The organism is Nocardiopsis prasina DSM 43845 (genome assembly GCF_000341265.1).
GTDB lineage: Bacteria > Actinomycetota > Actinomycetes > Streptosporangiales > Streptosporangiaceae > Nocardiopsis > Nocardiopsis prasina.
This window is the reverse complement of record NZ_ANAE01000070.1, coordinates 1-24,302: the sequence shown is the minus strand read 5'-3', so window position 1 is coordinate 24,302 and position 24,302 is coordinate 1. Positions and strand designations below refer to the sequence as shown.

20 protein-coding genes and 1 pseudogene are annotated in these 24,302 nt (G+C 72.5%); 11 read left to right on the top strand and 10 right to left on the bottom strand.

Going from position 1 to position 24,302, the window contains the following annotated elements:
* Positions 1-213 precede the first annotated feature (213 nt).
* The 4 genes from D452_RS31625 to mtrA form a co-directional block, all read right to left on the bottom strand.
* Entirely contained in the window at positions 214-1,296 is a 1,083-nt protein-coding gene (locus tag D452_RS31625; protein WP_017542469.1) for a phosphoribosyltransferase family protein, read from the bottom strand.
* A 75-nt stretch (positions 1,297-1,371) separates the two neighbouring features.
* Positions 1,372-3,276: an LpqB family beta-propeller domain-containing protein gene (locus D452_RS0101940; protein ID WP_017542468.1), complete on the bottom strand. Its 1,905-nt coding sequence runs from the start codon at positions 3,274-3,276 to the stop codon at positions 1,372-1,374.
* Positions 3,273-5,051 (bottom strand): MtrAB system histidine kinase MtrB, encoded by a 1,779-nt coding sequence (gene mtrB, locus D452_RS0101935; protein ID WP_026128893.1) that lies wholly within the window; start codon positions 5,049-5,051, stop codon positions 3,273-3,275. The genes D452_RS0101940 and mtrB overlap by 4 nt, the downstream gene beginning before the upstream one ends.
* 16 nt (positions 5,052-5,067) lie before the next feature.
* Positions 5,068-5,745 carry an MtrAB system response regulator MtrA gene (mtrA, locus tag D452_RS0101930; protein ID WP_014908694.1) on the bottom strand — a complete coding sequence of 226 codons (678 nt, stop codon included), beginning with the start codon at positions 5,743-5,745 and terminating at the stop codon, positions 5,068-5,070.
* Positions 5,746-6,761: 1,016 nt separating this feature from the next.
* On the opposite strand from mtrA, the gene D452_RS31195 reads away from it, so the two are divergent.
* The 5 genes from D452_RS31195 (at position 6,762) to D452_RS0101905 (ending at position 11,916) form a co-directional block, all read left to right on the top strand.
* A complete protein-coding gene (locus D452_RS31195; RefSeq protein ID WP_017542467.1) occupies positions 6,762-7,772 on the top strand; it encodes a glycerophosphoryl diester phosphodiesterase membrane domain-containing protein in 1,011 nt (336 codons plus the stop codon).
* Entirely contained in the window at positions 7,769-8,404 is a 636-nt protein-coding gene (locus D452_RS0101920) for a DUF4129 domain-containing protein (RefSeq protein ID WP_017542466.1), read from the top strand. Before D452_RS31195 ends, D452_RS0101920 begins: the two co-directional genes overlap by 4 nt.
* Positions 8,401-9,570: a DUF4350 domain-containing protein gene (locus tag D452_RS0101915; RefSeq protein ID WP_017542465.1), complete on the top strand. Its 1,170-nt coding sequence runs from the start codon at positions 8,401-8,403 to the stop codon at positions 9,568-9,570. The genes D452_RS0101920 and D452_RS0101915 overlap by 4 nt, the downstream gene beginning before the upstream one ends.
* 64 nt (positions 9,571-9,634) lie before the next feature.
* Entirely contained in the window at positions 9,635-10,618 is a 984-nt protein-coding gene (locus D452_RS0101910) for an AAA family ATPase (protein ID WP_017542464.1), read from the top strand.
* Positions 10,618-11,916 (top strand): DUF58 domain-containing protein, encoded by a 1,299-nt coding sequence (locus tag D452_RS0101905; protein WP_017542463.1) that lies wholly within the window; start codon positions 10,618-10,620, stop codon positions 11,914-11,916. The genes D452_RS0101910 and D452_RS0101905 overlap by 1 nt, the downstream gene beginning before the upstream one ends.
* A gap of 59 nt (positions 11,917-11,975) precedes the next feature.
* On the opposite strand, the gene D452_RS0101900 is transcribed toward D452_RS0101905, so the two are convergent.
* The 4 genes from D452_RS0101900 to D452_RS0101885 all read right to left on the bottom strand — a co-directional run bounded on the left by D452_RS0101900 (position 11,976) and on the right by D452_RS0101885 (position 16,666).
* Positions 11,976-13,466: a sodium:solute symporter family protein gene (locus tag D452_RS0101900; protein WP_026128892.1), complete on the bottom strand. Its 1,491-nt coding sequence runs from the start codon at positions 13,464-13,466 to the stop codon at positions 11,976-11,978.
* Between the two features lie 136 nt (positions 13,467-13,602).
* Positions 13,603-13,986, bottom strand: coding sequence for a RidA family protein (locus D452_RS0101895; RefSeq protein ID WP_017542461.1), 384 nt, complete (start codon positions 13,984-13,986; stop codon positions 13,603-13,605).
* Between the two features lie 45 nt (positions 13,987-14,031).
* Positions 14,032-15,219, bottom strand: a complete 1,188-nt coding sequence (locus D452_RS0101890; RefSeq protein ID WP_449289515.1) for an alanine racemase — start codon at positions 15,217-15,219, stop codon at positions 14,032-14,034.
* 178 nt (positions 15,220-15,397) lie between these two features.
* Positions 15,398-16,666: an amidohydrolase/deacetylase family metallohydrolase gene (locus D452_RS0101885; RefSeq protein WP_017542459.1), complete on the bottom strand. Its 1,269-nt coding sequence runs from the start codon at positions 16,664-16,666 to the stop codon at positions 15,398-15,400.
* Between the two features lie 221 nt (positions 16,667-16,887).
* Here D452_RS0101885 and D452_RS0101880 point away from each other — a divergent pair, with 221 nt between their 5' ends.
* From D452_RS0101880 to D452_RS0101865, 5 genes and pseudogenes are all read left to right on the top strand, one after another.
* Positions 16,888-17,775 carry a sugar kinase gene (locus D452_RS0101880; protein ID WP_152498512.1) on the top strand — a complete coding sequence of 296 codons (888 nt, stop codon included), beginning with the start codon at positions 16,888-16,890 and terminating at the stop codon, positions 17,773-17,775.
* A gap of 73 nt (positions 17,776-17,848) precedes the next feature.
* Positions 17,849-17,941: pseudogene (locus tag D452_RS31810) on the top strand (IclR family transcriptional regulator); the annotation flags it as partial.
* Positions 17,942-18,032: 91 nt separating this feature from the next.
* The gene (locus tag D452_RS27555; protein WP_017542457.1) at positions 18,033-18,593 is read left to right on the top strand and encodes an IclR family transcriptional regulator; all 561 of its coding nucleotides are present in this window, start codon (positions 18,033-18,035) and stop codon (positions 18,591-18,593) included.
* Positions 18,590-19,222: a bifunctional 4-hydroxy-2-oxoglutarate aldolase/2-dehydro-3-deoxy-phosphogluconate aldolase gene (locus tag D452_RS0101870; protein WP_017542456.1), complete on the top strand. Its 633-nt coding sequence runs from the start codon at positions 18,590-18,592 to the stop codon at positions 19,220-19,222. Before D452_RS27555 ends, D452_RS0101870 begins: the two co-directional genes overlap by 4 nt.
* A 59-nt stretch (positions 19,223-19,281) precedes the next feature.
* Positions 19,282-21,318 carry a tetratricopeptide repeat protein gene (locus tag D452_RS0101865; RefSeq protein ID WP_017542455.1) on the top strand — a complete coding sequence of 679 codons (2,037 nt, stop codon included), beginning with the start codon at positions 19,282-19,284 and terminating at the stop codon, positions 21,316-21,318.
* Here the strand turns inward: D452_RS0101865 and D452_RS0101860 are convergent.
* Positions 21,315-22,310, bottom strand: coding sequence for a stage II sporulation protein M (locus D452_RS0101860; protein ID WP_026128890.1), 996 nt, complete (start codon positions 22,308-22,310; stop codon positions 21,315-21,317). The two genes, D452_RS0101865 and D452_RS0101860, sit on opposite strands and share 4 nt — an antisense overlap.
* 116 nt (positions 22,311-22,426) lie before the next feature.
* Between D452_RS0101860 and D452_RS0101855 the strand changes: the two genes are divergently transcribed.
* A complete protein-coding gene (locus D452_RS0101855) occupies positions 22,427-23,254 on the top strand; it encodes an RDD family protein (RefSeq protein ID WP_017542453.1) in 828 nt (275 codons plus the stop codon).
* Here the strand turns inward: D452_RS0101855 and D452_RS0101850 are convergent.
* A partial coding sequence (locus D452_RS0101850) for an adenosylhomocysteinase (protein ID WP_017542452.1) occupies positions 23,230-24,302 on the bottom strand: 1,073 nt, incomplete at its 5' end. The genes D452_RS0101855 and D452_RS0101850 overlap by 25 nt on opposite strands.

Sequence of the window (24,302 nt, the reverse complement as noted above, 5' to 3'; positions counted from 1 at the left end):
CTTACGTGGGCCGTTTCGCCTGCGCCTGGCATCGGCTTGCCGGATGCGCTCCACGGTGTTCCCGGGAGCACTGTGTATCCGGCGCAACCACGGACCCGGACGGGTGCCATACCTGGACCGTAACCTGTCCCAGCCCGGATGTCAGGTAGCGAACGGGGTACCAAGCGGTCGACAAGCGCCGCAAACCCTTGCGAACAGGCATGTTTCGCCCGATCAGGGGGGTTTGTAAAACCTTCTTTCCGACCTGCTCCCCAATCCCGAACCGGGACGGTCCGGAACCCGGTCCCGTTCCGCGAACACCAGGGCGCCCACCACCCTCGCACCCTCGGCGCGCAGCGCCCGGGTCGCCTCCTCCACCGTCGCCCCCGTGGTGAGCACGTCGTCCACCACGACCACCCGACGCCCGCGAACGTCCCAGCGCCCGCCCACCGGCCCGTCCGCGCGTTCCGGGGGCTCTCCCGAGCGGCCCCGGCGCTGCCACGCCCTCCACGGCCCACCGGGCTTTCGGGGTTCCGCCGTCAGGTCACCCGTTCGGTCACCCCGCGCCACCGGGGGCGGACTCCCACCCGCGTTCCGGACTGCCGCCGTGGACACGTCGTCCTGTGGAGCCGCGCGTGGTCCGTTCGTCGGATGACGCTCGGCCCTGAGTCCGGGCACACCGTGCCGTTCCGTCCGGCGCTGGCCCACCCGGCACCGCCAACCCTTCCACGGCCCGCCGGGCTTCCGGGGTTCGGCGGTGAAGGCGTCCACCCGGTTGTCCAGGCGGTCCGCGCGGCACAGCCCCACCTGGGGGCGGGCTCGGCGCCGGTAGCGGAGCACCGGCGCCACCCCGGCCGAACCGGTGGGACCCACCTCGTGAGCGCAGGCGCCCGCCAGGCCCAGGACGGGGTTCCGCCCGGGGGACGCGCCCCCGCGCGCCGGTACCGGCACCAGGAGCGTGTCCGGGGCCGCCCAGCCCGAGGCGCGGTAGGCGACGGCCATCCGCTCCCCCAGGAACCGCGTCAGACGGCGCTCGCCTCCGTGCTTGAGGGCGAGCAGGATCCGGCGGTGGCGTCCCGCGTACGGCCCGACGGCCCAGACCGGCGGACAGCGTTCTCGTCCGCGCGCCCGGTGCGGCCGGTGGTCCAGTTGAGCGCGACAGGCGGCGCACAGGGGGTCGCCGGGGCCGGAGCAGCCCGCGCAGTCCCGGCGCTGCACGAGTTCCGTGAGGGGGTCGAGGAGGGCGGAGACCAGCCGGAGCGCCCGCAGGAGCGCGCCGAGCCATCGCCGCCCGCGAGGGGCACCGGTCGGGTTCATGCTTCCAGCTTGTGCGGCGCGGGCCCCGGGCGCCAGTGCGGGATCGCGGCCTGTGGACAACCGAGCCGGAAGCGCTCAGCCCGGGAAGGTGGGCGAGCCGCCCTCCACCACGTTCTGCCAGTTCAGGGGGTCGTTGGACACCCAGATGTTGCCGTCGTCAGACCCCGCGAGCAGCGGCTGGCCGGGGGCACCGGAGATGGAGATCATCCCGGCGACCGGGGCTCCCGCGCTGGCGGCGGGCGTCCCGCCGTCCAGGGAGACGAACAGGGCCTGCGTGGTGCCGCCGTCCCTACTGCCCAGGACGACCAGCTGGTCGCTCGAACGCCAGGCGATGCTGGTGATGTCCTCGAGTTCCTGGTCGGCGAGGCTGATGAAGGCGCCGACGGACACCTGGCCGTCCTCGTTCTCCACCACCCGGCCGACCTGGAGCGAGCGCTCTCCGTCGCGTTCGGTGACCACGGCGGCGCGGGCACCGTCACGGGAGATCCTGAAGTGCACGAGCGACTGGTCCCGCAGGCCCCTGACCTCGGCCTGGACCACCTCGTCCCCGTCGCGGAGCAACCACAGCGCGGTGTCCCCGGGTGCGGGCGGGTCCTCCTCGGCCGAGCCCTGGGTTCCGGGTTCCTCGTCGGCGCGGGGCGCGTCCTCTTCGTCGTCCCCGTCGTCGGGACGGCTCCCGTCTCCGGTCTCCTCGACCACCCAGAGGTCGCCGTTCACGTCCCAGGACAGTTCGGTGAACACGCCGTCGCTGAGCACCTCCTGGGTCTGGGCGCCGGGGCTGGCGAAGCTGGTGACCACCTCGCGGCCGCCCAGGGTGATGCCCGCGATGGTGCTCTCGTCCAGCGAGACCGCGAACCGGTCGAGCCGGACCTCGCCCGCGCCCAGGGGGCCGGCGACCCGCTCGGCGTCGTTGAAGTTGTCGGCGTCCCAGTCGGCCGCCGACCACAGCTGGCCCTCGTGCGTGTAGTAGGCGTGGACACCGGAGAAGGTGGCCCCGGGGCTCACTCTCGACCAGTAGTCGCTGCCCGGGCGGGGGCGGTCGGAGCTGTCGCCGTCGGACTGCGGGAAGCTCACCTCCTCGCCGTTGATCCTGAGGGTGAACTCCTGGATCTCGGGGAGCTGGCGCAGGGTCCAGGCGATCTGGGCGCCCATGCCGTACTCGTCGGCCTCGTTCTGGCCGTTGATGTTGATGACCGCGCGTTCGGCGTCGATCTCCAGCCGGGGCGCGGTCCCCTCGGGGAAGGCGGACAGCACGGCCGGGGCCAGCCAGTCGGTGGGGCCGCCGATGAGCTTGCGCAGCAGGCGTTCGGCCAGCTGGTCGGTGCTCACGGGCAGGTACACCGGGTCCGGCACCAGGGCCGTCCCCGCCGGGTTGAAGAAGTACAGGTTGAACGGGCGGTAGGTGCGCTCCACGTCCAGCTGGCTGAGGATGATCTCGTCCGGCAGGTCCTGGATGCGCCACTCGCCCTCGGGGTCGTCCCCCTCCTTGGCGAGGGTGAACGTCTCCTCCAGCATGGTTCCCGTCTCGGCCGGAACGTACTTGCCGCTCTCGTCGATGCTGGCGATCTCGTTGCTGCGGATGCGCACGGTGGCGCTGAGGCCGTCCGCGGAGACCTCGGAGTCCATGTCCACGGCGTCGAGGTCGGAGAAGACCCGGACTGCGGCGTCCGGTGTCCACTCCTCGCTCTGCTCGGGGAGCATGTAGCTGCGGGCGGCCTTGTGGTCCTCCTCGAAGCTGCCGAGGTCCTTGAGGAACCCGTCGATCAGCCCCTCGGGCTCGACCCCGGGCTGCGGACCGGCGGGCAGGAGCCGCACGTAGCCGCCATAGGGGTCACCGGAGCCGTCCCCGCCCTCACTCGGGACCACGGGGCCGGTCATGGGAACACTCGCACAGGCCGCCAGGGACACACAGGCGAGAGTTCCGGCCGCGATGGTCCGCGCGGCCCGGACCAGTCGTCCCGGGCGCTCCACGTCGCTCACAGCGCCTCCTCCTCGTCGGGTCCGAACCGGCCCCGGTCCGGAGCCCGCACGTCCTCGGTCCCGTTTGCGCCGTCCTTGTCACCGAAGGGCGGGTAGTTGCGGCCCAGCGCGATCTCCGGCGGCACCAGCGGCAGCGGTGAACCGCGCAGCTCGGCGCCGGACTGGCGGGGCAGGGAGAGCCGGAACTGGGAGCCCTGGCCGGGCAGGCCCCAGGCCTGGAGCCAGCCGCCGTGCAGGGTGGCGTCCTCCTTGGCGATGGACAGGCCCAGACCGGTCCCGCCGGTCGTGCGCACCCGCGAGTAGTCGGCCCGCCAGAAGCGGTCGAAGCACAGGTGCTCCTCCCCCTCCTTGAGACCCACGCCGTAGTCGCGCACGGCCACGGCGACGGCGTCACGGTCGCCCGCGGCGGCCACCACCACGTCGCGTCCCTCGCTGTGCTCGATGGCGTTGACCACCAGGTTGCGCAGGATGCGGTTGATCCGCCGGGTGTCGAACTCGGCGACCACCGGGTCCGCGGGCAGGCGCAGGATCACCTTGATGCCCCGGCGCTCCGCGATCTGCTCGGCGTCGCCCACCGCCTTCATGACGGAGTCCCGGATGTCCGCCGACTCGGTGCCCAGGGTGGCGGCCCCGGCGTCGTGGCGGCTGATCTCCAGCAGGTCGGCGAGAAGCTCCTCGAACCGTTCCACCTGGCTCTGGAGCAGCTCCACGGACCGGCGGTGGGAGACGTCCAGCTCCTCGCGGTCGTCGAACAGGAGGTCACCGGCCATACGGATGGTGGTGAGCGGCGTCCGGAGCTCGTGCGAGACGTCGGAGACGAACTGGCGCTGGAGCTTGGACAGCTCCTCCAGTTCCTGGATCTTCTCCTGGAGGTTTCCCGCCATGTCGTTGAAGGACATCGCGAGCCGGGCGAGGTCGTCCTCGCCCTGCACCGTCATGCGTTCGGTGAGGTCCCCGGCCGCCAGGCGTTCGGCCGACTGCGCGGCGGAGCGGACCGGTGTGACCACCTGCCGGGTGATCATGAACGCGATCAGCCCGAGGAGGATCACCAGCAGAACCGCGACCAGGGCGACCGTCCCCTGCACCAGGTCCAGGATCTCCTGCTCGTGCTGGAGCGGGAAGATGTAGTAGAGCTCGTAGGCCTGGTTGATCTGCGCGCCCACGACCAGGGCCGGTTCGACCGAACCGTCCTCCATGTCGATGCGCGTGTACGTGTGGTACTGCTGGTCGAACACCTCGGACTGGCGGACCTGCTCCACCAGCCGCGGCGGGACGCTGCCCTCGCCGGTGGCCCAGCCGAGTTCGTCGCTCACCGACGGCAGGATGAAGACGCTGTAGAGACCGGTGTCGCCGCTGCGGCTGGTCAGCTCGCTGGCGACGTTGTTCAGGAGACGGTTGCGGTCACCGATCTCGTTCTCCTGGAGCTCCGCGAGCGCGTAGCTGAGCCCCGCGCGGTGGTCGTTGACCGCGGCGTTGGTCTTGGCGTCCAGCAGACCGCTGCGCACCTCGGAGATGAGCACGTACCCCAGCCCCGCCATGACCAGCAACGACAGGACCAGGGTCGTGCTGATCACCCGCAGGTGCAGGGAGCGGCGCCAGTTGGTGTGCGCCCCGCGCACCAGCGCGCGGGCCGCGCGCTGGGCGAGGAGGTAGGCACGGGTCAGGCCCGTGTTGTTCTCCCGCCAGCCGCCGCTCTCGGGCAGGCCGGAGGGAGGGGCGGACCGCTCCCCCTCGGAGTCGGCTCCCCTCCCCTCCTCGGGTTCGGACGCGGTCATGTGGGTCCCGAGCGGGTCAGGCGGTCCCGGCCTTGTAGCCGACGCCGCGGACGGTCACGACGACCTCGGGGTGCTCCGGGTCCTTCTCGATCTTGGCGCGCAGGCGCTGCACGTGCACGTTGACCAGGCGCGTGTCAGCGGCGTGGCGGTAGCCCCAGACCTGCTCCAACAGGACCTCGCGGGTGAAGACCTGGCGCGGCTTGCGGGCCAGGGCGACCAGCAGGTCGAACTCCAGCGGGGTGAGGCTGATCTGCTCGCCGTCGCGGCGCACGGCGTGCCCGGCGACGTCGATGGTGATGTCCCCGATCTGGAGGACCTCGGGCGCGGGCTCCTCGGTGCGCCGCAGGCGCACGCGCACGCGGGCCACGAGCTCCTTGGGCTTGAAGGGCTTGACGATGTAGTCGTCGGCGCCCGACTCCAGGCCGAGGACGACGTCGACGGTGTCGCTCTTGGCGGTGAGCATGACGATGGGAACCCCGGACTCGGCGCGGATCTGACGGCAGACGTCGATCCCGTCGGCCCCGGGCAGCATCAGGTCGAGGAGGACCAGGTCGGGCTTGGTCTCGCGGAAGGCCTCGAGGGCCTTGTCGCCGTCGTGGACGAACGAGGGCTCGAACCCTTCACCGCGCAACACGATGCCCAGCATCTCGGCGAGGGCGAGGTCGTCGTCGACAACCAGTACACGTCCCTTCATCGGTGTGTCCGGCGCCAGGGTCCGCCACCGCCTCGGGGCGGAGGGGATACCGGCGCCTACTCCTCTCTCCTGGAACACTCAAGCGGCGTCAGTGGTCGGTGCCCGTGATCCCCGCGTCGGGGAACGATCCCCGACTGGGGACCGCGTTTCGTCCCCCAACCTTGCCAGCTTCGGACACTGTTGGAGGAGCGGTCAGCGGTGTTGGGCCCTTTTGGACCGTATTCGGTCACCGGCGGCGTCATCCCTGGCAAGGAAGGCCCGGAAAGCTTCGTGACTTGGCCGGTTGGTAACAGAAAGCATACAAAAGGAATGAAGTGCGTGGGTTGCCTACGACACACTGCAAGCGCACTGAGAAGCGGTGGAACCGGCCGGTAGGTTGGTTTCCAACACGTCAGAATTGGCGCGAAAACGCTCGCGCGCAGTAACCGAACCTCACGGAGGGCGGGCAGATGAGCCAGGAGGACGACCACCGGGAGAGGCCGGGGGACGCCCCGGACGTTTCCGGAGGACAGGGGTCGCCCGATTCTGGAGACACCGGGTCGGGTGGTTGGTCCGCTCCGGGACAGGGCCCCGCCGCACCGGGTGAGGGTGGTTCCACGCCCACGCCTCCGGGACCGCGGCCCGGTCACGGTCCCCCCGGCTTCGCTCCCCCCGAGCAGGGGCCGACCCCGGGATACGGCACCCCTCCCGGGCAGGGCACTCCCCCGGGGTACGGACAGGCGCCCGGCCACCCGCAGCAGCCGGGCCAGGGAACCCCTCCGGGTTACGCGCCGCCTCCGGGATACGGCCAGCAGCCCGGCTACGGCCCACAGCCCGGGTACGCGCCGCCCCCCGGTTACGGCCCCCCGCCCGGGTACGGCCAGCAGGGCTATGGTCCACCGCCCGGTCACGGAAACCCGCCCCCGGGGTACGGGCCCCCGCCCGGATACGGTCCCCCCGGCCAGGGTGCCCCCACCGGTCACGCCGCCCACGGGCAGGACCCGAACGCCCCCCGCCCGGCACCCATCAAGCCGGGCGTGGTGGCGCTCCGGCCGATGTCGCTCGGCGACGTCTTCAACGGTGCGTTCAGCTACGTCCGCCAGAACCCCCGGACCACCTTCCTGCTGTCGCTGATCGTCATGGCGGCCGCGTCGATCATCGGCAGTGTCGCGGCGACCTGGGCGACGGGCGACTCCCTGGAGTCCCTGAACATGTTCGACGAGATCATGGCGGACCCGGAGGCGTTCGACCCGGACGACCCGATGTTCGCGACCTCGCCGATGGCCACGGTGCTGAGCTTCCTCGGCAGCCTCGTCGTCATGGTCGGCGGAGCGATCCTGATCGGCATGCTCTCCGGTGTCGTCGGTATGGCGGTACTGGGCTACCGGCTCACCATCGAGCAGGCCTGGGCCTCCGTTCGCGGACGGATCGGCTCCATCATCGGCCTGGCCTTCATCAGGCTGGCCATCCAGGTCGTCATCGGCGCCGTCGCCTTCATCGCCTTCTTCGTGGCCCTCTTCATCGGCCTCATCACGGGCTTCGGCATGGCCGACCCCGTGGTCGGGATCATCATCGGGTTCCTCATCATGCTCGTGGCGGCGCTGGTGATCGGCGCCCCCGCCCTGTGGATCTGGGTGCGCCTGTACTACGCCATGCCGTTGGTCGTGCTGGAGCGGCTGGGCCCCGGCCAGGCCATCGCCCGCTCGTGGCGGATCTCCCAGGGTGCCTGGTGGCGCACCCTCGGCTACTGGCTGCTCAGCGCGCTGATCGTGCTGGTGGTCAACCTGATCCTGGCCGGACCGGTCGGCCTCGTCATGCCCTTCCTGTTCGAGGTCGAGACCTTCGGACCGGTCCTGGCGGGCGTCGTCAACTACGTTGCCACCGTGCTGATCTACGCCCTCACGCTGCCCTTCGTGGCCGGTGTCACCACGCTGCTGTACATCGACCTGCGGATGCGCCGTGAGGGTCTGGACCTCCAGCTGCACCAGATCGCCCAGCGGGGGCAGCCGGTCGGCGCGGAGGTCTACCTTCCGGGGTACCGGGCGTGAGGGCCCCGCTCGTCGCACCCACCGACGTGACCGGGGAGGAGGGTCGGCGCCGCGCCATCGAGGAGCTGTCCGACCCCCTCTACGGCAAGAGCGAGCCCTCCCTCCTCGACCGGTTCCTCAACTGGCTGGGTGAGCTCCTGGACCGCCTGTCCTCCGCGGGCGAGGGGGTCATCCCCGGCGGGTGGCTCCTGGCCCTCGTGCTGCTGGTGGTGGCGGTCCTGGTGATCGCCCTGATCGTCTACCTGCGCCCCTCCCGCAACCGAGGGGCGGAACCTCCCCTGCACGCGGGCGCGGTGCGCACCGCCGCCGACCACCGCGCGCTGTCCGACCAGGCCGAGGCGCGGGGCGACTTCTCCGAAGCCGTGACGGAGCGGCTGCGTGCCATCAGCGTGGACCTGGAGGACCGGGCGATCGTCGCACCGCGTCCCGGACGGACCGCCACCGAGCTGGCCGCCGAGGCCGCCCGGTCGCTGCCCGGTGAGGCCCAGGGACTGGACGAGGGCGCCCGCCTCTTCAACGACGTGGTCTACGGCGACCGCGTCGCCACGACCGAGTCCGCCCGCACCATGCGTGAACTGGACGTACGGCTGAGCGCGGCCCGCCCCGTACTCGACGACGAAGGGGCCCGATGACGACCACCGCACCGGGACCGGTCACTCCCCGACCAGCCGCCGGACGCCTGTGGCGTGCCAGCCGGCTGCCGATCGCCGTCATCACCGTGCTGGTCGTGGCCGCCGTCCTGCTGTCGCTGGGTGAGGAACAGTTCCCGTCCGGCTACCTGGAGCCCGGCAGCCCCGAACCCCACGGTTCACGCGCGCTGGCGCAGTTGCTCGACGAGGACTCCGACGTCTCCGTCGCCCGCACCTCCGACGCGGCTGTCCGGGCCGTGGAGCGGTCCGGGGACGACACCGTCCTGCTGCTCATGCTCGACCACCGGCTGCTCCCCGAGGAGCTGGACGCGCTCGCCGAGCTGGAGGCCGACACCTTCCTGGTACAGCCGTCCCTGCGTTCCCTCACCACCTTCGCGCCCGGCGCGGACGTGACCGGGAGGGCCCACGGCGACGCCAACCTCGCGCCCGACTGCGCGCTGCCCGACGCCACCCTCGCGGGGGACGCCGGGGTGACCGGTGAGCTCTACTCCGCCGAGTCCGGAGTCGAGGCCCTGGGCTGCTACCCGTCCGAGGGCGGGTTCTCGGTGCTCCAGGTGGCCAGGCCCGACGGCTCCACGACGACGGTCCTGGGCACCGGCGCCCCGCTCACCAACCGCGACATCGACTCGGCGGGCAACGCGGCGCTGATGCTCAACCTGGTCGACGCGGAGCACGTGGTGTGGCTGCGGCCGGACCCGCCGCAGGAGGTCGGAGCCCCCAGCCTGTGGGAACTGGTCCCGGCGGGTCTGCGCTGGTCGCTGGTTCCGCTGGCTCTGGCCCTGCTGCTGTTCGCCCTCTGGCGGGGGCGGCGGATGGGCGCGCTGGTCCCCGAGGCGCTCCCGGTCGTGGTCCGGGCCGCAGAGACCACCGAGGGCCGCGCCGGGCTGTACCAGTCCCGGCAGGCGCGCGACCGCGCGGTCGCGGCGCTGCGCGGGGGTTTCCTGGAGCGGTCGGTACCGAGGCTCGGCCTGCACGCTGAGGCCGGTCCGGACGCCGTGGTGGCCGCCGTGGCCGAACGGAGCGGGGCCGACCCCCAGTCCGTCGGGCCGTTGCTGTACCCGGCCGGACCCGACCCGTACACGGCCGACGACTCGGCCATGCTGCGGCTGGCCGAGGAGCTTGACCGACTCTCCGAGGCACTGCGGTGAGCCCCGCGCCATCGCGCCCCGGAAGAGAACTGACCACTGAGGTATCGAGAGAGGTAGACGGCACGTGAGCGCCTTCACACCCGAGGCACTGCCCTCCGCCGACGAGGCCCGGGCGGCGCTGACCGCCCTGCGCCGCGAGGTGGCCAAGGCGGTCGTGGGCCAGGACGAGACGGTGACCGGTCTGGTCGTGGCACTGCTGTGCCGTGGCCACGTACTGCTGGAGGGCGTGCCGGGTGTCGCCAAGACGCTGCTGGTGCGCACGGTCTCGCAGGCCCTGTCGCTGGACCACAAGCGGGTGCAGTTCACCCCGGACCTGATGCCGGGCGACGTGACGGGTTCGCTCGTCTACGACCAGCACACGGCGAAGTTCGAGTTCATGAAGGGCCCGGTCTTCACCAACCTGCTGCTGGCCGACGAGATCAACCGGACGCCGCCCAAGACCCAGGCCTCCCTGCTGGAGGCCATGGAGGAGCGGCAGGTCACCGTCGAGGGGCGGCCGGTCTCGCTGCCGGACCCGTTCATGGTGGCGGCCACCCAGAACCCGGTCGAGTACGAGGGGACCTATCCGCTCCCCGAAGCGCAGCTGGACCGGTTCCTGCTCAAGGTGACCGTTCCGCTGCCCGAGCGCAACGCCGAGGTGGCCATGCTGGGCCGGCACGCCGCCGGGTTCGATCCGAGCGACCTGACCGCCGCCGGGGTAACCGCCGTGGCCGGGGCCGCCGAGCTGCACGCCGCACGCGCGTCCGTGGCGCAGGTGCGGATCGCCCCCGAGGTCCTCGGCTACATCGTCGACCTGTGCCGGGCCACCCGTTACTCCCCCTCGCTCCAGCTGGGCGCCTCCCCCCGCGGCGCCACCGCGCTGCTGCGCACAAGCCGGGCGTGGGCGTGGCTGTCCGGCCGCGACTACGTGACCCCCGACGACGTCAAGGCCCTGGCCAAGGGCACCCTGCGGCACCGGATCGGTCTGCGCCCGGAGGCCGAACTGGAGGGCGCCACCGCCGACGGCATCCTCGACGGCGTGCTGTCCTCCGTCCCGGTGCCGCGCTGATGGTGGTCACCGGCCGGGCCGCTCTGCTGGCGCTCGTCGCGGCGGGCGCGGTGGCGATCTCCGGCGACATCGGCGGGATCGTCACCTACGTCTCGGCGGGCCTGGTGGTGCTGCTGATCGTTCTGGACGTGCTGCTGGCGACCGGGCCGGGGCGGCTGCGGCTGTCCCGGGAGGGCGACACCACGCTGCGCCTGGGCGAGACGGCCGAAGTGTTCGTGACGGTGGCCAACCCGACCCGGCGGCGGCTGCGCGGCAGGGTCCGCGACGCCTGGCAGCCGAGCGCGCATTCCTCTCCCAGGGCGCAGCCGCTGCTGGTGGGTCCCGGGGAGCGGCGCCGTGTGCGGACCACGCTCACGCCCTCGCGCCGGGGTGACGCCCGCGCCGCCGGAGTGACCGTGCGCAGCGTCGGCCCACTGGGGCTGGCCGGGCGGCAGCGCACGCTCACTGCCCCCTGGACCGTGCGAACGCTGCCGCCCTTCCACAGCCGCAGGCACCTGCCCGGCAAGCTGTCCCGGCTTCGCGAGCTGGAGGGACAGCACACGGCGATGGTGCGCGGCCAGGGCAGCGAGTTCGACTCCCTGCGCGACTACGTGCCCGGGGACGACGTGCGCTCCATCGACTGGCGGGCCACCGCGCGCAACGACGGCGTGGTGGTGCGGACCTGGCGGCCCGAGCGGGACCGGCGCATCCTCGTCGTGCTGGACACCGGTCGCACCTCGGCCGGTCGGGTGGGCGACACCCCCCGTCTGGACCACGCGATGGACGCCGCGCTGCTGTTGACGGCTCTGGCGGGCAAGGCGGGCGACCGGGTGGACTTCATAGCCCACGACCGCACCGTGCGCGCCCAGGTCCGGGCCTCGGGCAAGGGCAGCCAGGTCAACCGGGTCGTGGAGGCCATGGCCCCGCTGGAGCCCACGCTCGTGGAGTCGGACCCGGCCGCCCTGGTGAGCTCCGTGCTCACCCAGGGGCGGGCGCGCAGGCTCGTGGTGCTGCTGACCGACCTCGACGCGACCTCGCTTGAGGAGGGGCTGCTGCCGAGGCTGCCACTGCTGTCCGCTCACCACCTGCTGCTGGTGGCGGGGATCAGGGACCCGGAGGTCGAGGAGATGGCCGCGGACCGGGGCAGCCCCGAGGCCCTGTACCGGGCGGCGTCGGCCGAGCGGACCCTGAGTGAGCGGCACCGGATCAGCAGGGAGCTGCGCCGGATGGGCGCCGAGGTGGTGGACGCGGGTCCCGAGCAGATCGCTCCGGCGCTCGCGGACGCCTACATCAACCTGAAGGCCCAGGGGCGGCTGTAGCGACGGACCGACAAGGGGCCACCACCGGGCGCGGTGGTGGCCCCCTTCGTGATCCGGGGTCAGGCGTCCTCGTTCGCACCGCCCCGCAGTTTGGCGCCGACCTCAAGGGCGGACCGCTCCTCGGTCAGCAGCCGCAGGGCCTCCTCCTTGGAGATGGGAGTGCGCGGGGTGACCAGGCTGACGACCACCCCGGCGACCAGCGCCACCGCCAGCGACGGAATCACCGCGTTGCCCCAGAACGCGGTGAACGACGCGACGTTGTTGACGACCAGGGCGGCCACCGAGCCGCCCAGCATCGCGGCGATCCCGCCCTGCCAGGTGGCGCGGGGCCAGAACCTGCCCAGGAGCGACGCCACCAGGAGCCCGGTGAGCACCGTGGAGATCATCAGGGTGATGTAGCCGATGAGGGTCGTGGCCATGAGGGAGAACACGAGGGCGAGCCCCATCACCGCGGCCAGCCCCCACCGCGAGTAGCGCACCAGGTGTTCGGGGTTGGGCAGTCTTCCGGTGACGACCTGGGAGATGTCGCGCACCAGGATGGTGACGCTCACGATGGCGTCCGAGTCACCCGAGGACATCGTGGCCGACAGGCCCGCCACGAGCAGGAACGCCCCCAGCCACACCGGGAACAGGGTGGTGACCAGGTAGGGGAAGGCCATGTCCGGGTTGTCCAGGGCGGGTTCGAGGGTGCGGGCGGACATCCCGGCGACCGCCGGGAGGATCGAGAAGGCCGCGAAGAGGACGCCGGCGAGGAGGAAGCTGCGCCGCACGGTCCTCACGTTGACCGCGGAGTAGATCCGCTGGCGGTACGACGGCGTGGCCAGGACTCCGACGGCGATGACCACGGCGAGGGAGATCGCCGGAACGGGGCCCAGGGCCTCGTGACCGAACATGGAGAGCGCCTCCTCGGAGGAACCCTCGCTGAGCCCGTCGAGTCCGCCGACGCTCACCAGGGCCAGGACGGCCAGGATGGTGAATCCGAGGAAGAGGATGGTGCCCTGGATGGCGTCGGTGATGACCACGGCGAGGTAGCCGCCGACGATCGTGTACACCCCGAAGCCCAGGGCGATGACCACCTTGGCCGTGTTCTGGTCCATGTCGGTGAGGAAGGACAGGTACATGGCCCCGCCCATGATGTGCGCGCCCAGCCAGCCCACCGAGGCCAGGAACAGCAGGACGGCCACCACCCCCTTGATCGCGCGGCTGGCGCCGAAGTAGTAGCTCATCTCCTCCGGGAAGGTCATGAACCCCTTCTCACGCACGTCGGCGAAGAGCCACAGGAGGAGGAAGACGCCGGCCGCTCCGCCGACCCCGTACAGGGTCCCGGCCCAGCCGTTCTGGTAGGCGAAACCGACCGCGCCCAGGCTGGATCCGGTGCCGACCAGGGTGGCGAGGGTGCTGCCCATGACCAACGGTGTGCCCAGACCGCGTCCGGCGAGGAGGAAGTCCTCCCCGTCCTTGGTGCGCCGGGCGACCCACCAGCTGATGGCGACCATCAGCAGCACGGAGGCGAGCAGGGCCGATAGGTAGATCACATGGGACTGGCTCATGGCGAACCTCCGGGGTGACGGGGGGTGAGGGGGTGGGGTGGGGAGTGGGGGGAGGGGACCGGGGTGGGTGGGTACGTGCGGCCCGGACCCGGGGACCGGGCCGCACTGCGGGGTGAGGGCTCGGACGGCCCCGGGGTCAGCCGACCGGGTGGTACAGCACCGCGTCGACCTCGATGGCGAAGCCGGGCAGGTCCGCCTGGATGGTGGTGCGCACCGGCGCCCTGTCGCCGAAGTACTCCGCGAAGACGCCGTTCATCGCCTGGAAGTCGTCCAGGTCGCGCAGGTAGACCCGGGCCTGGACGGCTTCGGACAGGTCGGCGCCCGCAGCCGCCGCGACGGTGGCCAGGTTGTCGAACGTGGCCCGCGCCTGCTCCAGGAACGTGCCCTCGACCACCGACCCGTCGGTGCGGTGCGGCGTCGCCCCCGCGAGGTACACGAAGTCCCCCGCGACGACCGCGTGGGAGTAGGGGCCGCCGGGCGGCGCGGCGTCCGGGGTGTTGACGATCTTCTTCTCGGACAAGGGTCCTCCTTGGGTTGGGTGGTGCCGGTTTGGTGCCGGACCGGTTCAGAACAGTGTGCGCACGGCGTCCACGACCCGGCCGTCGCCGTCCAGGACGGGGATGAGCGGCCACTTGTCGAACACCGTGCAGGCGTGGGACAGGCCGAGCTCGACCACGTCACCGACGCGCAGCGCCTCCTCGGCGGGGCCGCTGAGGTCGAGGAACGCGTGGTGGTCGTTGAGCTCGACCACCCGTGCGCGGTCCGTGAGGGGAATGCGCTCCCCGTCGCGCAGGACCGCGCGGGGGACGGGCAGGTCGATGTCGAACGACACGTCCCGCTTGCCGACCCCCAGCAGCGCCCGGCCCGGTTCGGGCCGGGACAGGACCCGCGCGTGGCAGCTCAGCGCGGGGCGCAGGGGGTCGTCGTCGGCGGCGGACCGCAGCGGGGACGCCCGCTCCATGAACAGGTCGTCGTGGGCCAGGTAGCAGCCGGACCGCACGATCCTGCGGATCGGCCGCGACAGCTCCGGGGGCTCGGCGAGGGCGTCGGAGACCAGGTCGGGGTAGCTGCTGCCACCCGCGGTGACGATCACCTCCGCGGCGCCGTCGAACAGGCCCTCCGCGTCCGCCCGGCGGGCGAAGTCGTACAGGCGGTCCAGCCAGGCGCGCACGCGGTCCGGCGAGTCGTCGTCGCGGCGCTGCGGGAACACCCCCTCGAAGGCCTCGACGCCGACGAGGGTGAGCGCGGGGCTGGCCGCGACCGAACGGGCCAGGCTCAGGGCCTGGCCCATGTCCCGGACGCCCGTGCGGCGCCCGGCCACCCCCAGCTCCACCAGGACCGGGAGCGGACGAGCGGCCCCGGCCAGGGCGTGTTCCATGAGGCGGACCCCTGCGGTGGAGTCCACCAGGCACAGCGGATCGAACCCGGGGTCGTCCAGGGCCTCGGCGAGCCACGCCAGCTGCTCCGGCTCCACGACCTCGTTGGCGATCAGGACCCGGGGCACTCCGAAGCGGCGCATCACCCGTGCCTGGGCGACGGTGGCCGCGGTCAGGCCCCAGGCGCCCCGCTCCAGCTGCGCCGACCACAGTCCGGGGGCCATCGTGGTCTTGGCGTGCGGGGCGAGGTCGACGCCCCACTCGGCGCACCAGCGGGCGAAGCGGTCGAGGTTGTGGGTGAGCGCGGCCTCGTCCAGGGTGACGGCGGGCAGCCAGAGGTCACTCAGATGCAGCTCGGCGGCGCGGACGCGCTCCACCGTGGTGGGGCTGTCCGGCAGGGACCGCGCCTCGACCGGCGCTCGGTCGAGTTCGGCCAGTCGCGCGGCGGGCANGGCCCCCCCCCCGCCGGTGGCGGGGCCGGTGCGTGCGGGGCGGGGGTCCGCAGGTGGGGGTGGGGTGGTCTCGGTCAAGGTGCGCTCCCGTCGTGTCCGGCTCTCAGGTCCGGTCCGTGGCGGCTGGGCGGGGGAAGGGCTCGTCGAAGTCCTCGGGGCGGTCCAGGCGGCGGACCGCGGAGCGGACCTGCTCCTGGCGGTGTTCCTCGGCGCTCTGCTGGGCCTCGCTCAGGGGGACCCAGTCCGGCGGTGGTTCCGCGGCGCGCGGTGTGAGCAGGCGCCCGTCGGCGTAGGTCGCGGTGTTGGTCAGGCGCAGCGGGGCCTCGCGTGTGCCGCCGTGGACGTCGACGACCGGGAAGCGTCCCTCCTCGGCGTCGAACACGGCGATGTCGGCGGCCTCGCCCGGGCGCAGCGTCCCGGCGGGCAGGCCGAAGGCGTGCGCGGGGCGGTGGGTCACGGCGGCCACCACGTCGGTCAGGTCCATCCCTGCGGCCAGGGCCTTGCCCATGACCGTCGGCAGGTCGAACGCGGGGCCGTACACCGAGCGAATGTGGAGGTCGGTGGAGACGATCGGGACCAGTCCGGCTGCCAGCTCGGCTTCGAGCACGTCGAAGTCGAAGGCACCGGAGCCGTGGCCGAGGTCGAAGAGCACACCGGAGTCGCGCAGGCGCAGCAGGGTGTCGGAGGCGCGGCCGTCGACGAGCAGGTCGGTGGCGACGCCGGTGGCGCAGTGGGTGACGACGTCGCCCTCGGTGAGCAGGGGCGCGATGTCGGCGAGGTCGGGCGGACCGTAACCGATGTGCACCATGAGCGGACGCTCCAGGCGCCGTGCCAGGGCCACGGCCCTGCGGAGCGGCTCCAGCCCGTGCGTGCCGACGGTGTGGCTGTCCATGCGCGCCTTGACGCCGCAGACCAGGTCGCCGTGGCGCGCCGCAACGGCGGCCGCGGCGTCGACGTCGAGGTTCTCCAGGACGTGGTGCTCGCCGGTGCGGCCGACCAGCCCGATCCCGGAGACGTTGACCAGGGCCTTCACACGGAAGGGCGCGGGCTCGACCACGGAGCGGCGCAGCCCCTCCAGGCCGTAGGCACCGGCGGAGCCCGCGTCGATCCAGGTCGTGACGCCGGTACGCCAGGCGATCGGTTCCGGGTCGACGCCCCAGTACGTGGAGCCGTGCAGCACGTGGGTGTGCGCGTCCACCAGGCCGGGAAGCACCAGCTTCCCCCGGACGTCCACGACCCTCGCGGCCCGTTCCGCCGGCAGGTCGGCTGCGACCTCGGCGATCCGTCCGCCGCGTACGGCGATGTCGGCCGTCGCGTCACGCCCGCAGGCCGGATCGACGACGCGGCCTCCGCGCAACAACAGGTCCCACACTCAAGCCACCTCCTTATGCTGCGTCCTGCGCAACACTGTTGCGCAATAAACAACATATTGAATAGCATTTGCCGGTGACGCAGGTCAATACACCCCATGACGCCAGTCACCAGACGAACCGGAGGTCGTGAGTGAGCACGCAGCGACGGAACGAGGTGCCACCGCCGCCCTCCCCCGCGAGCTCCCAGGACGCGCCCCTCCCCCCGCTCGACGCGGTGTGCGTGGGCGAGACGATGGGGCTGCTCGTCCCCGAACCGCACGGGAGCACCCCACCCCGCTTCCGCACCGAGGTCGGCGGCGCGGAGTCCAACGTCGCGGTCCACCTCGCCCGCGCCGGACGGGCCGTGGGCTGGCGCAGCGCCCTGGGCGGCGACGTGTTCGGACGGCACGTGCGCGAACGCCTGACCGGGGTCGGCGTGCGCTGCCTGGTCCGCGAGGACCGCGCGCGCTCCACCGGGCTCTACATGAAGGAACCCGGCCCCGAGGGCACACGGGTGCGCTACTGGCGCGCGGGCTCGGCCGCCTCCACGCTGCACCGGGGTGACGCGGCCGAGGTCTGGCGGTGGCGGCCCCGCCTGGTGCACACGACGGGGATCACCGCCGCCCTGTCCGACACGGCCGAAGGCCTGGTCCACGAGCTGGTCGAGCAGGCTCCCCCCACCACGCTGCGCTGCTTCGACGTGAACTACCGCCCCGCGCTGCACGGCGAGGACAACGCCGGGCTGCTGCTGGACCTGGCCCGCCGCGCTGACGTGGTGTTCTGCGGTCTCGACGAGGCCCAGGCGCTGTGGGGGGTGCCGACCCTGCCCGAACTGGTCCGGCACCTGACCGGACCGGACACCGGCCCCGACATCCTCGTCGTCAAGCAGGGCGCACGGGGTGCCACCGCCGTCCGCGACGGACGGACCTGGTTCGAACCCGCTCCCAGGGTGGAGGTCGTCGAACCCGTCGGGGCCGGGGACGCCTTCGCCGCCGGGTTCCTCGACCGCCTGCTGGACGAGGCGCCCCTGCCCGACTGCCTGGCCGAAGGCGCCAGACTGGCCGGGGTGGTGCTCGGCCTCCCCGGCGACATCCCGCCTCCGCCGGAGGGGAGTCCCGCCACCCGGTGAGGGCCGTCAGGTCCGCAACCACCTCCGACCACACCAGGGGCCAGACCCCTGCCGACCAAGGGGAGAACCACCGGTGTCCAACAGTGTCGAACGAGCCCTGCGCATCCTCGTGGAGCTGGCCGACGGCCCCAGCACCATCAGCGAGCTCGGCCGCCGCCTCGACGTGCACCGCACCACCTCGCTGCGCCTCCTGCGCTCCCTCGAGGAGGAAAGGTTCGTGCGGCGCGCGGANCGGCGCTTATCGGCTGGGGCCCCGGATGGCCGCCCTGGCGGCCGCCGCGCTGGACGGGCTCGACATCCGTGCCGGCGCCGCCCGGCACCTCGCCGCGCTGGGCGAGGCCTGCGGCCAGACCATCCACCTCGGCGTGCTCGAGGGCCACCAGGTGATGTACCTGGACAAGGTGGAGTCGCGCCAGGCGGTGCGGATGTACTCCCACATCGGCGCGCTGGCGCCGCTGCACGCCACCGGGATCGGCAAGGTCCTCCTCGCCTACATGTCCGCCGGAGAGCGCGACGCTCTGCTCGGGGCGGACCCCTACCCGCGCTTCACGCCGAACACCCTCACCGACAGGCAGGCGCTCGACGAGGCGCTCGACAGCACCGCTCGCCAGGGGTGGGCCCTGGACGACTTCGAGCACGAGGAGTTCATCCACTGCGTGTCCGCGCCCGTCTTCGACGCCGCCGGACGGGTGGCCGCGGCGATCTCCGTGTCCGCTCCGAGCATGGTCCTGGACCGGCCGGGGCTGCTCGCGTACACCGAGGACCTCACCTCCACGGCGAGGGCCATCAGCGAAGAACTGGGTTGGAGCCAACGATGACCACGAACGACGACGCCGGGACGGGCTCGATCCCCCGCTGGGCCGACTTCTTCGGCGCGGGGCTCTCCCCCGTGCCCCTGGTCCTGATCCTTCGGGGGGTCGCCCCCGACGAGGCGGTCGCCGCCGCCCGGACCGCGTGGGGCGCCGGGGTGCGACTGGTGGAGGTCACCCAGGAGAGCCCCTCCGGGCTGCCCGCCCTGGAGGCGGTGGTTCGTGCGGCCGAGGGACGGCTCCCCGTGGGCGCCGGAACGGTGACCACCCCGGAACGGTTGCGTCGCGCGGTGGAGGCGGGAGCGGAGTTCGGGGTGGCCCCGGGGCTCGACCCGGACACCGTCGCGGAGGCCGACCGTCTGGGCGTGCCCTTCCTCCCCGGGGTGTCCTCGCCCACCGAGGCGGGCCGCGCACTCCGGCTGGGCGTGACGACGGTGAAGGCCTTCCCGGCCAACGTGCTCGGCCCCGCGTGGGTGTCCGCGATGGCGGGCCCGTTCCCGGAGCTGCGGGTGGTGGCCACGGGCGGGGTCAACGCCCGCAACGCCGCCGAGTACCTGCGCGCGGGTGCGGTCGGCGTGGGTGTGGGCCGCTCCGCGACCGAGGGCGGCGCCCTGCCCGGACTCCTCCGGACCCTCTAACCCCCGGACGAGACACGTGCTGCTGCGCCAGGGGTCCCCCTTCGTGCAGTATGTGCCCCATGGCCCCTCCCCCCGAAGCCCGCAACCACGCCGACGGACCCGTGTACGGGCACCTGGTCCAGGCCCGGGACATCCACGGTGGCGTCACCGTGAACGCCGCCCCGGCGGCCGCCCCGGTGCCCGACGTCTCCCTCGACCCCCCGCGCCCCGCCACGGCCGTACGCGGGCGCCACGACCTGCTGACGACCCTGCGCGAGGGCATGCACGGCGGGGACGCGGTTCCGCACGTGCTCACCGGGCCCGGCGGGTTCGGCAAGACCACCGTGGCGGCCGCCCTCGCCGAGCACGCCCGCACGGAGGGATGGACGGTGTTCTGGGTGCGCCCGGACACGATCCTGCCGAGCATGCTGGAGGTCGCCGTGGAACTCGGCGGCACCCGTGAGGAGGCCGACCGGTTCAGGACGGCTCCCCGCCAGGCCGCGCGCTGGGTCTGGCGACACCTGGACACCGCGCCTCGCCCCTGGCTGCTGGTCATCGACAACGCCGACCAGCCGGAGCTGTTGGACCCGGAGAACCGCCCGGGCGAGCAGCGCGGCTGGATGCGGTCCAGCCCGGGCGGGTTCGTCCTGGTCACCAGCCGAGTGGATGACCCCGCGCTGTGGGCGCCCGCGACGGTGCACCGCGTGGACTCCCTCCAAGGTCCGGACGCGGTGAACGCGCTCGTCGACCACGCGGGAGAGCGGGAACTGCCCGGAGCGGAGGAGCTGGCCGCGCGCCTCGGCGGGGTTCCGCTCGCCCTCTTCCTGGCGGGGCGCATCCTCGCCACCCACGGGGTCCTCTTCCCCGACGCGGACGCGCTGCTGGCGCACCTGGACGAGGACCTCGCTCGGCTCGACGAACTCTCCGCACCACTGGTGACCGGCGAGGACGGTGAACGCCGCCTGCTCTCCGGCGTGTGGGAGCTGTCCCTGCGTATGGTGGGCGAACGCGACGCGCACGCCGAGGCCGTGCTGCGGGCCCTGGCTCTGCTCGGCCCGCGCGGTCGGATCGTGCCGCTGCGCAGGCTGCCGCTCTCCGGGCTGATCGACCACGTCCTGGCCCCCTCAGAGGAGCCCTTGGACGAGGCGGCCTTCGCCCGAACGGTGAACGCCCTCGTGGTCCACGGGCTGGTCGAGGTCGACCAACGCCACGAAGAGGTCGGGCTGCGACTGCACCCGCTGGTCTCGGAGACGGTCCGTGCGCGACTCGGCGCGGACGACACGCGCCTGGTCGTCGGGGTCGCGGAACTCCTCGCCGGTCAGGTCGACGAGGACCCGTGGTTCGAGCTGGGTGCCTTCGCCGCGCTCAACGCCCTGGCCTCCCGCGTGTCGGTCCTCGGTCCCGCCTTCCTGGCGGAGACGGGCCTCGCGGAGGCCACCGCCCACATCCAGCTGGGGCAGTTCGCAGAGGCGGAGGGCGTCGCGGGCGCCGCTCGGCGCACCGCTGAGGAGGCGCTCGGTCCCGATCACCCCCTCACCCTCCAGGCCCGGCACCTGATCGCCGAGGGGCTGCTCTTCCAGGAGCACGTCTCCGAGGCGGAGCGAGAGTACTCGGCCCTGTTGGAGGACCGAAGGAGGGCCCTGGGCGCAGAACACCCCCGGACCCTGGACACCCGCCACCAGATCGCCCTGGTGGCCGGGATGCGGGACGACTGGGCCTCCGCCCGGGAACAGCACGAGGAGATCCTCCGGACGAGGCTGCGGATCCAGGGCCCGGAGGCCGCCGAGACGCTGGCCTCGATGGACGCCCTGGGCTACGCCGCGATGCACGAGGGCGACCTCAGTGCGGCGGAGGAGCTGTTCCGCGAGGTCGAGCGGACCCGCGAGCGCCTTCTGGGCCGCGAGCACCGGCTCACCATGAACGCCACGTACAAGCTCGGCCTGCTCGCGCTGCGCCGTGGTCGGCCCTCCGTCGCCCGGACGCACTTCCTCTCGGTCCTGGAGACCCGCCGCCGGGTCCTGGGGGAGGACCACCCCCAGACCCAGCTGGTCCGTGAACGGCTGGACGGGGTACCCCGTCCGGAACCACGGAACGCGGGGAACTCCGCCTCCGGCTAGCCCGCCACCGGAAGGGCGGCCGGGGCGTCCTCGATGTCGCCCGTCACGCCCTCCTGGTAGGCCCTCTTTCCCACCGTGAACACGTAGACGAAGAACAGGACCTCCGCGACCACACCGATGCCGATGGCGATCCACGTGTTGGTGATCCACCCGGTGACCAGGCCCTCGATCAACCCCGAGATGAACAGCACCACCACCAGGCCCAGGACCACCGCGATGGCCGCGCGGGCCTCCTCGCCGAGAGCCCGCAGACGGGTCCGCTCACCCGGGGAGATCAGCGACCAGCCGATCTTCAGGCCCACCCCGCCGGCGACGAACACGGCCGTCATCTCCAGCAGGCCGTGCGGGAGGATCAGCGCGAAGAACACGTCGCCGCGCCCCATCGCGAACATCATGCCCCCGGCCATCCCGAGGTTGACGGCGTTGAGGAACAGCACACCGATGGTGGGCAGGCCGAAGGCGACTCCGAAGATGATCGCCTGCGCCGCCACCCAGGCGTTGTTGGTCCACACCTGGGCCGCGAAGGAACCCGCCGGGTTCTCCACGTAGTAGTTGGCGAAGTCGTGCTCGACGTAGCGCGCGATGGACTCGGGGGTGCCCAGGGCCGCCAGGACCTCCGGGTTGGTGGCGATCCACACCCCGGTGACCGTCGCCACGGCGAGGGTTCCGGCGGTCACACCGATCCACCACCAGCGCAGCCGGTAGAGCACGGCCGGGAACACCCGGGTGAAGAACCCGGTGACGTCGGTCCACGAGGACGCGTGCGAACCGGTGACCGCGGACCGGGCCCGGGCCACCTGCGAGGTCAGCCGACCGGCCAGTTCCGGGTCGTGCCCGGAGGAGCGCACCACCGACAGGTGGGTCGACACCCTCTGGTAGAGCTCGACGAGTTCGTCGATCTCCTCACCTGTGAGCGAACGGCGCCGACGCACCAGTTCGTCCAGTCGTTCCCACTCCTGGGCGTGCGCGGCGGCGAACACGTCGATATCCACGTAAGGGACATTACTGGATTCGGTCACCGCCTCCGAGACGGGTGAGAACACGGCCGCGCGCTGGCGGGTAGTGTCAGGGAGACGGTTTCAGACACCCGGTAAGGGAGCGTGCACTGGTGTCCTATCCCGGTGGTGGCGAGACCCGTGACAACGTGTACGGCGTGACGCCGCTGGTCACGGGTGACGCGGTGGTGCTCGAACTGCGCCCCGCCGGGTTCGCCACGCGCGCGGCGGCGATCGCCATCGACTTCCTCGTGCAGGTCATCACACTGATCGCCCTGAGCCTGATCGTCAACTGGGTCGCGGTGAGCGTCGACTTCGCCGCGACCAGCGCGCTCTCGCTGGCCTCGACCATCCTCGTCATCGTCGGCTACCCCACCGCGTTCGAGTCGATCTCACGCGGTCGCTCCCTGGGCAAGATGGCCCTGGGACTGCGGGTGGTGGGCACCGACGGCTCCCCCGAACGCTTCCGGCAGGCCCTGGCCCGTGCGCTCTCCGGGTTCGTCGAACTGTGGATGACCATGGGTGTGATCGCCCTGATCACCTCGATGCTCAACCGGGACGGCCGCAGGGTCGGCGACTTCGTGGCCGGGACCATGGTGGTGGAGGAGCGCACCGGCGGCCGCCGCGACGTGGCCATCCCCATGCCGCCGCACCTGGCCGCCTGGGCCGCGACCACCGAACTGTCGCGCCTGTCCCCGGAGACCGCCAACGCCGCGCGCCAGTACGTCCTGCGCTACGCCGAACTGGCCGAGCACACCCGCCACGAGATGGGCATCCAGCTCGCCGACTCGGTTGCCTCGCAGATCAGCCCGCTCCCACCACTGGGCACCACCCCGCCGTACTTCCTCGCCGCCGTGCTGGCCGAGCGCCGTCGGCGCAGCCTGGAAGCCATGAACCCCGGCCAGGCCGGGCGGGGTCAGGGGCGCCAGGAACTGAGGTAGGCCTCCTGGTCGGGGGTGAGGACGTCGATGCCCACCCCCAGGGCGGCGAGTTCCAGACGCGCCACCTCGTTGTCGGTCTCCTCCGGCACCTCCACCACTCCGGGGGCGAGGGTGGCGTGCTCCCTGGCCAGCCACTCGGTGGTGAGCGCCTGAACGGCGAACGACATGTCCATGACGGCGGCCGGGTGGCCCTCGGCGGCGCCCAGGTTGACCAGCCTCCCCTCGGAGAGCAGCAGGAGCCTGCGGCCGTCAGCGAACTCGTACTCGTCGGCCTGCTCGCGCACGCCGCGGTCCACGGTGACGGACAGCGACTCCAGCGCGTTGAGGTCGATCTCCAGGTCGAAGTGGCCCGAGTTGGCCAGGATCGCCCCGTCGCGCATCACCTCCAGGTGTTCACGGCGGATCACGTCGCGGTTCCCGGTGGCGGTGACGAACACGTCCCCGACCGGGGCGGCCGTCTCCATGGTGGCGACCGTGTACCCCTGCATCACGGCGTCCAGCGCCTTGACCGGGTCCACCTCGGTGACGACCACGTTGGAGCCCATGCCCCGGAACCTCTCGGCCAGGCCCCGCCCGCAGTAGCCGAACCCGGCCACGACGACGGTCCGCCCGGCCAGGAGCGTGTTGGTGGCGCGCAGGACCCCGTCCACGGTCGACTGCCCGGTGCCGTACCGGTTGTCGAACATCCGCTTGGTGCGGGTGTCGTTGACCGCGACCATCGGCAGCCGGAGTTCGCCCTCCGCGCTCATCCTGCGCAGCCGGATCACGCCGGTGGTGGTCTGCTCGCAACCGCCGAGGACCCCCTCCAGCAGCTCGGGACGGCCCACGTGCGCGGTGTTGACCAGGTCGCAGCCGTCGTCCAGCAGCAGGTGCGGCCGGGACTCCAGGACGGTGACCAGGTTGCGGTCGTAGGCGGCGGTGTCCATGCCCGCCCACGCGTGCACGGCGACCCCGTACTCAGCGACCAGGGCGGCAGCGGTGTCGTCCTGCGTGGACAGCGGGTTGGAGGCGGCCAGCCACACCTGTGCCCCGCCCGCGCGCAGGACGC

Coding starts and splice junctions, on each gene's coding strand:
- D452_RS31625 (WP_017542469.1), bottom strand. CDS start 1,296: ATGAACCCGACCGGTGCCCCTCGCGGGCGGCGATGGCTCGGCGCGCTC.
- mtrB (WP_026128893.1), bottom strand. CDS start 5,051: ATGACCGCGTCCGAACCCGAGGAGGGGAGGGGAGCCGACTCCGAGGGG.
- mtrA (WP_014908694.1), bottom strand. CDS start 5,745: ATGAAGGGACGTGTACTGGTTGTCGACGACGACCTCGCCCTCGCCGAG.
- D452_RS0101915 (WP_017542465.1), top strand. CDS start 8,401: ATGACGACCACCGCACCGGGACCGGTCACTCCCCGACCAGCCGCCGGA.
- D452_RS0101905 (WP_017542463.1), top strand. CDS start 10,618: ATGGTGGTCACCGGCCGGGCCGCTCTGCTGGCGCTCGTCGCGGCGGGC.
- D452_RS0101900 (WP_026128892.1), bottom strand. CDS start 13,466: ATGAGCCAGTCCCATGTGATCTACCTATCGGCCCTGCTCGCCTCCGTG.
- D452_RS27555 (WP_017542457.1), top strand. CDS start 18,033: ATGGCCGCCCTGGCGGCCGCCGCGCTGGACGGGCTCGACATCCGTGCC.
- D452_RS0101870 (WP_017542456.1), top strand. CDS start 18,590: ATGACCACGAACGACGACGCCGGGACGGGCTCGATCCCCCGCTGGGCC.
- D452_RS0101865 (WP_017542455.1), top strand. CDS start 19,282: ATGGCCCCTCCCCCCGAAGCCCGCAACCACGCCGACGGACCCGTGTAC.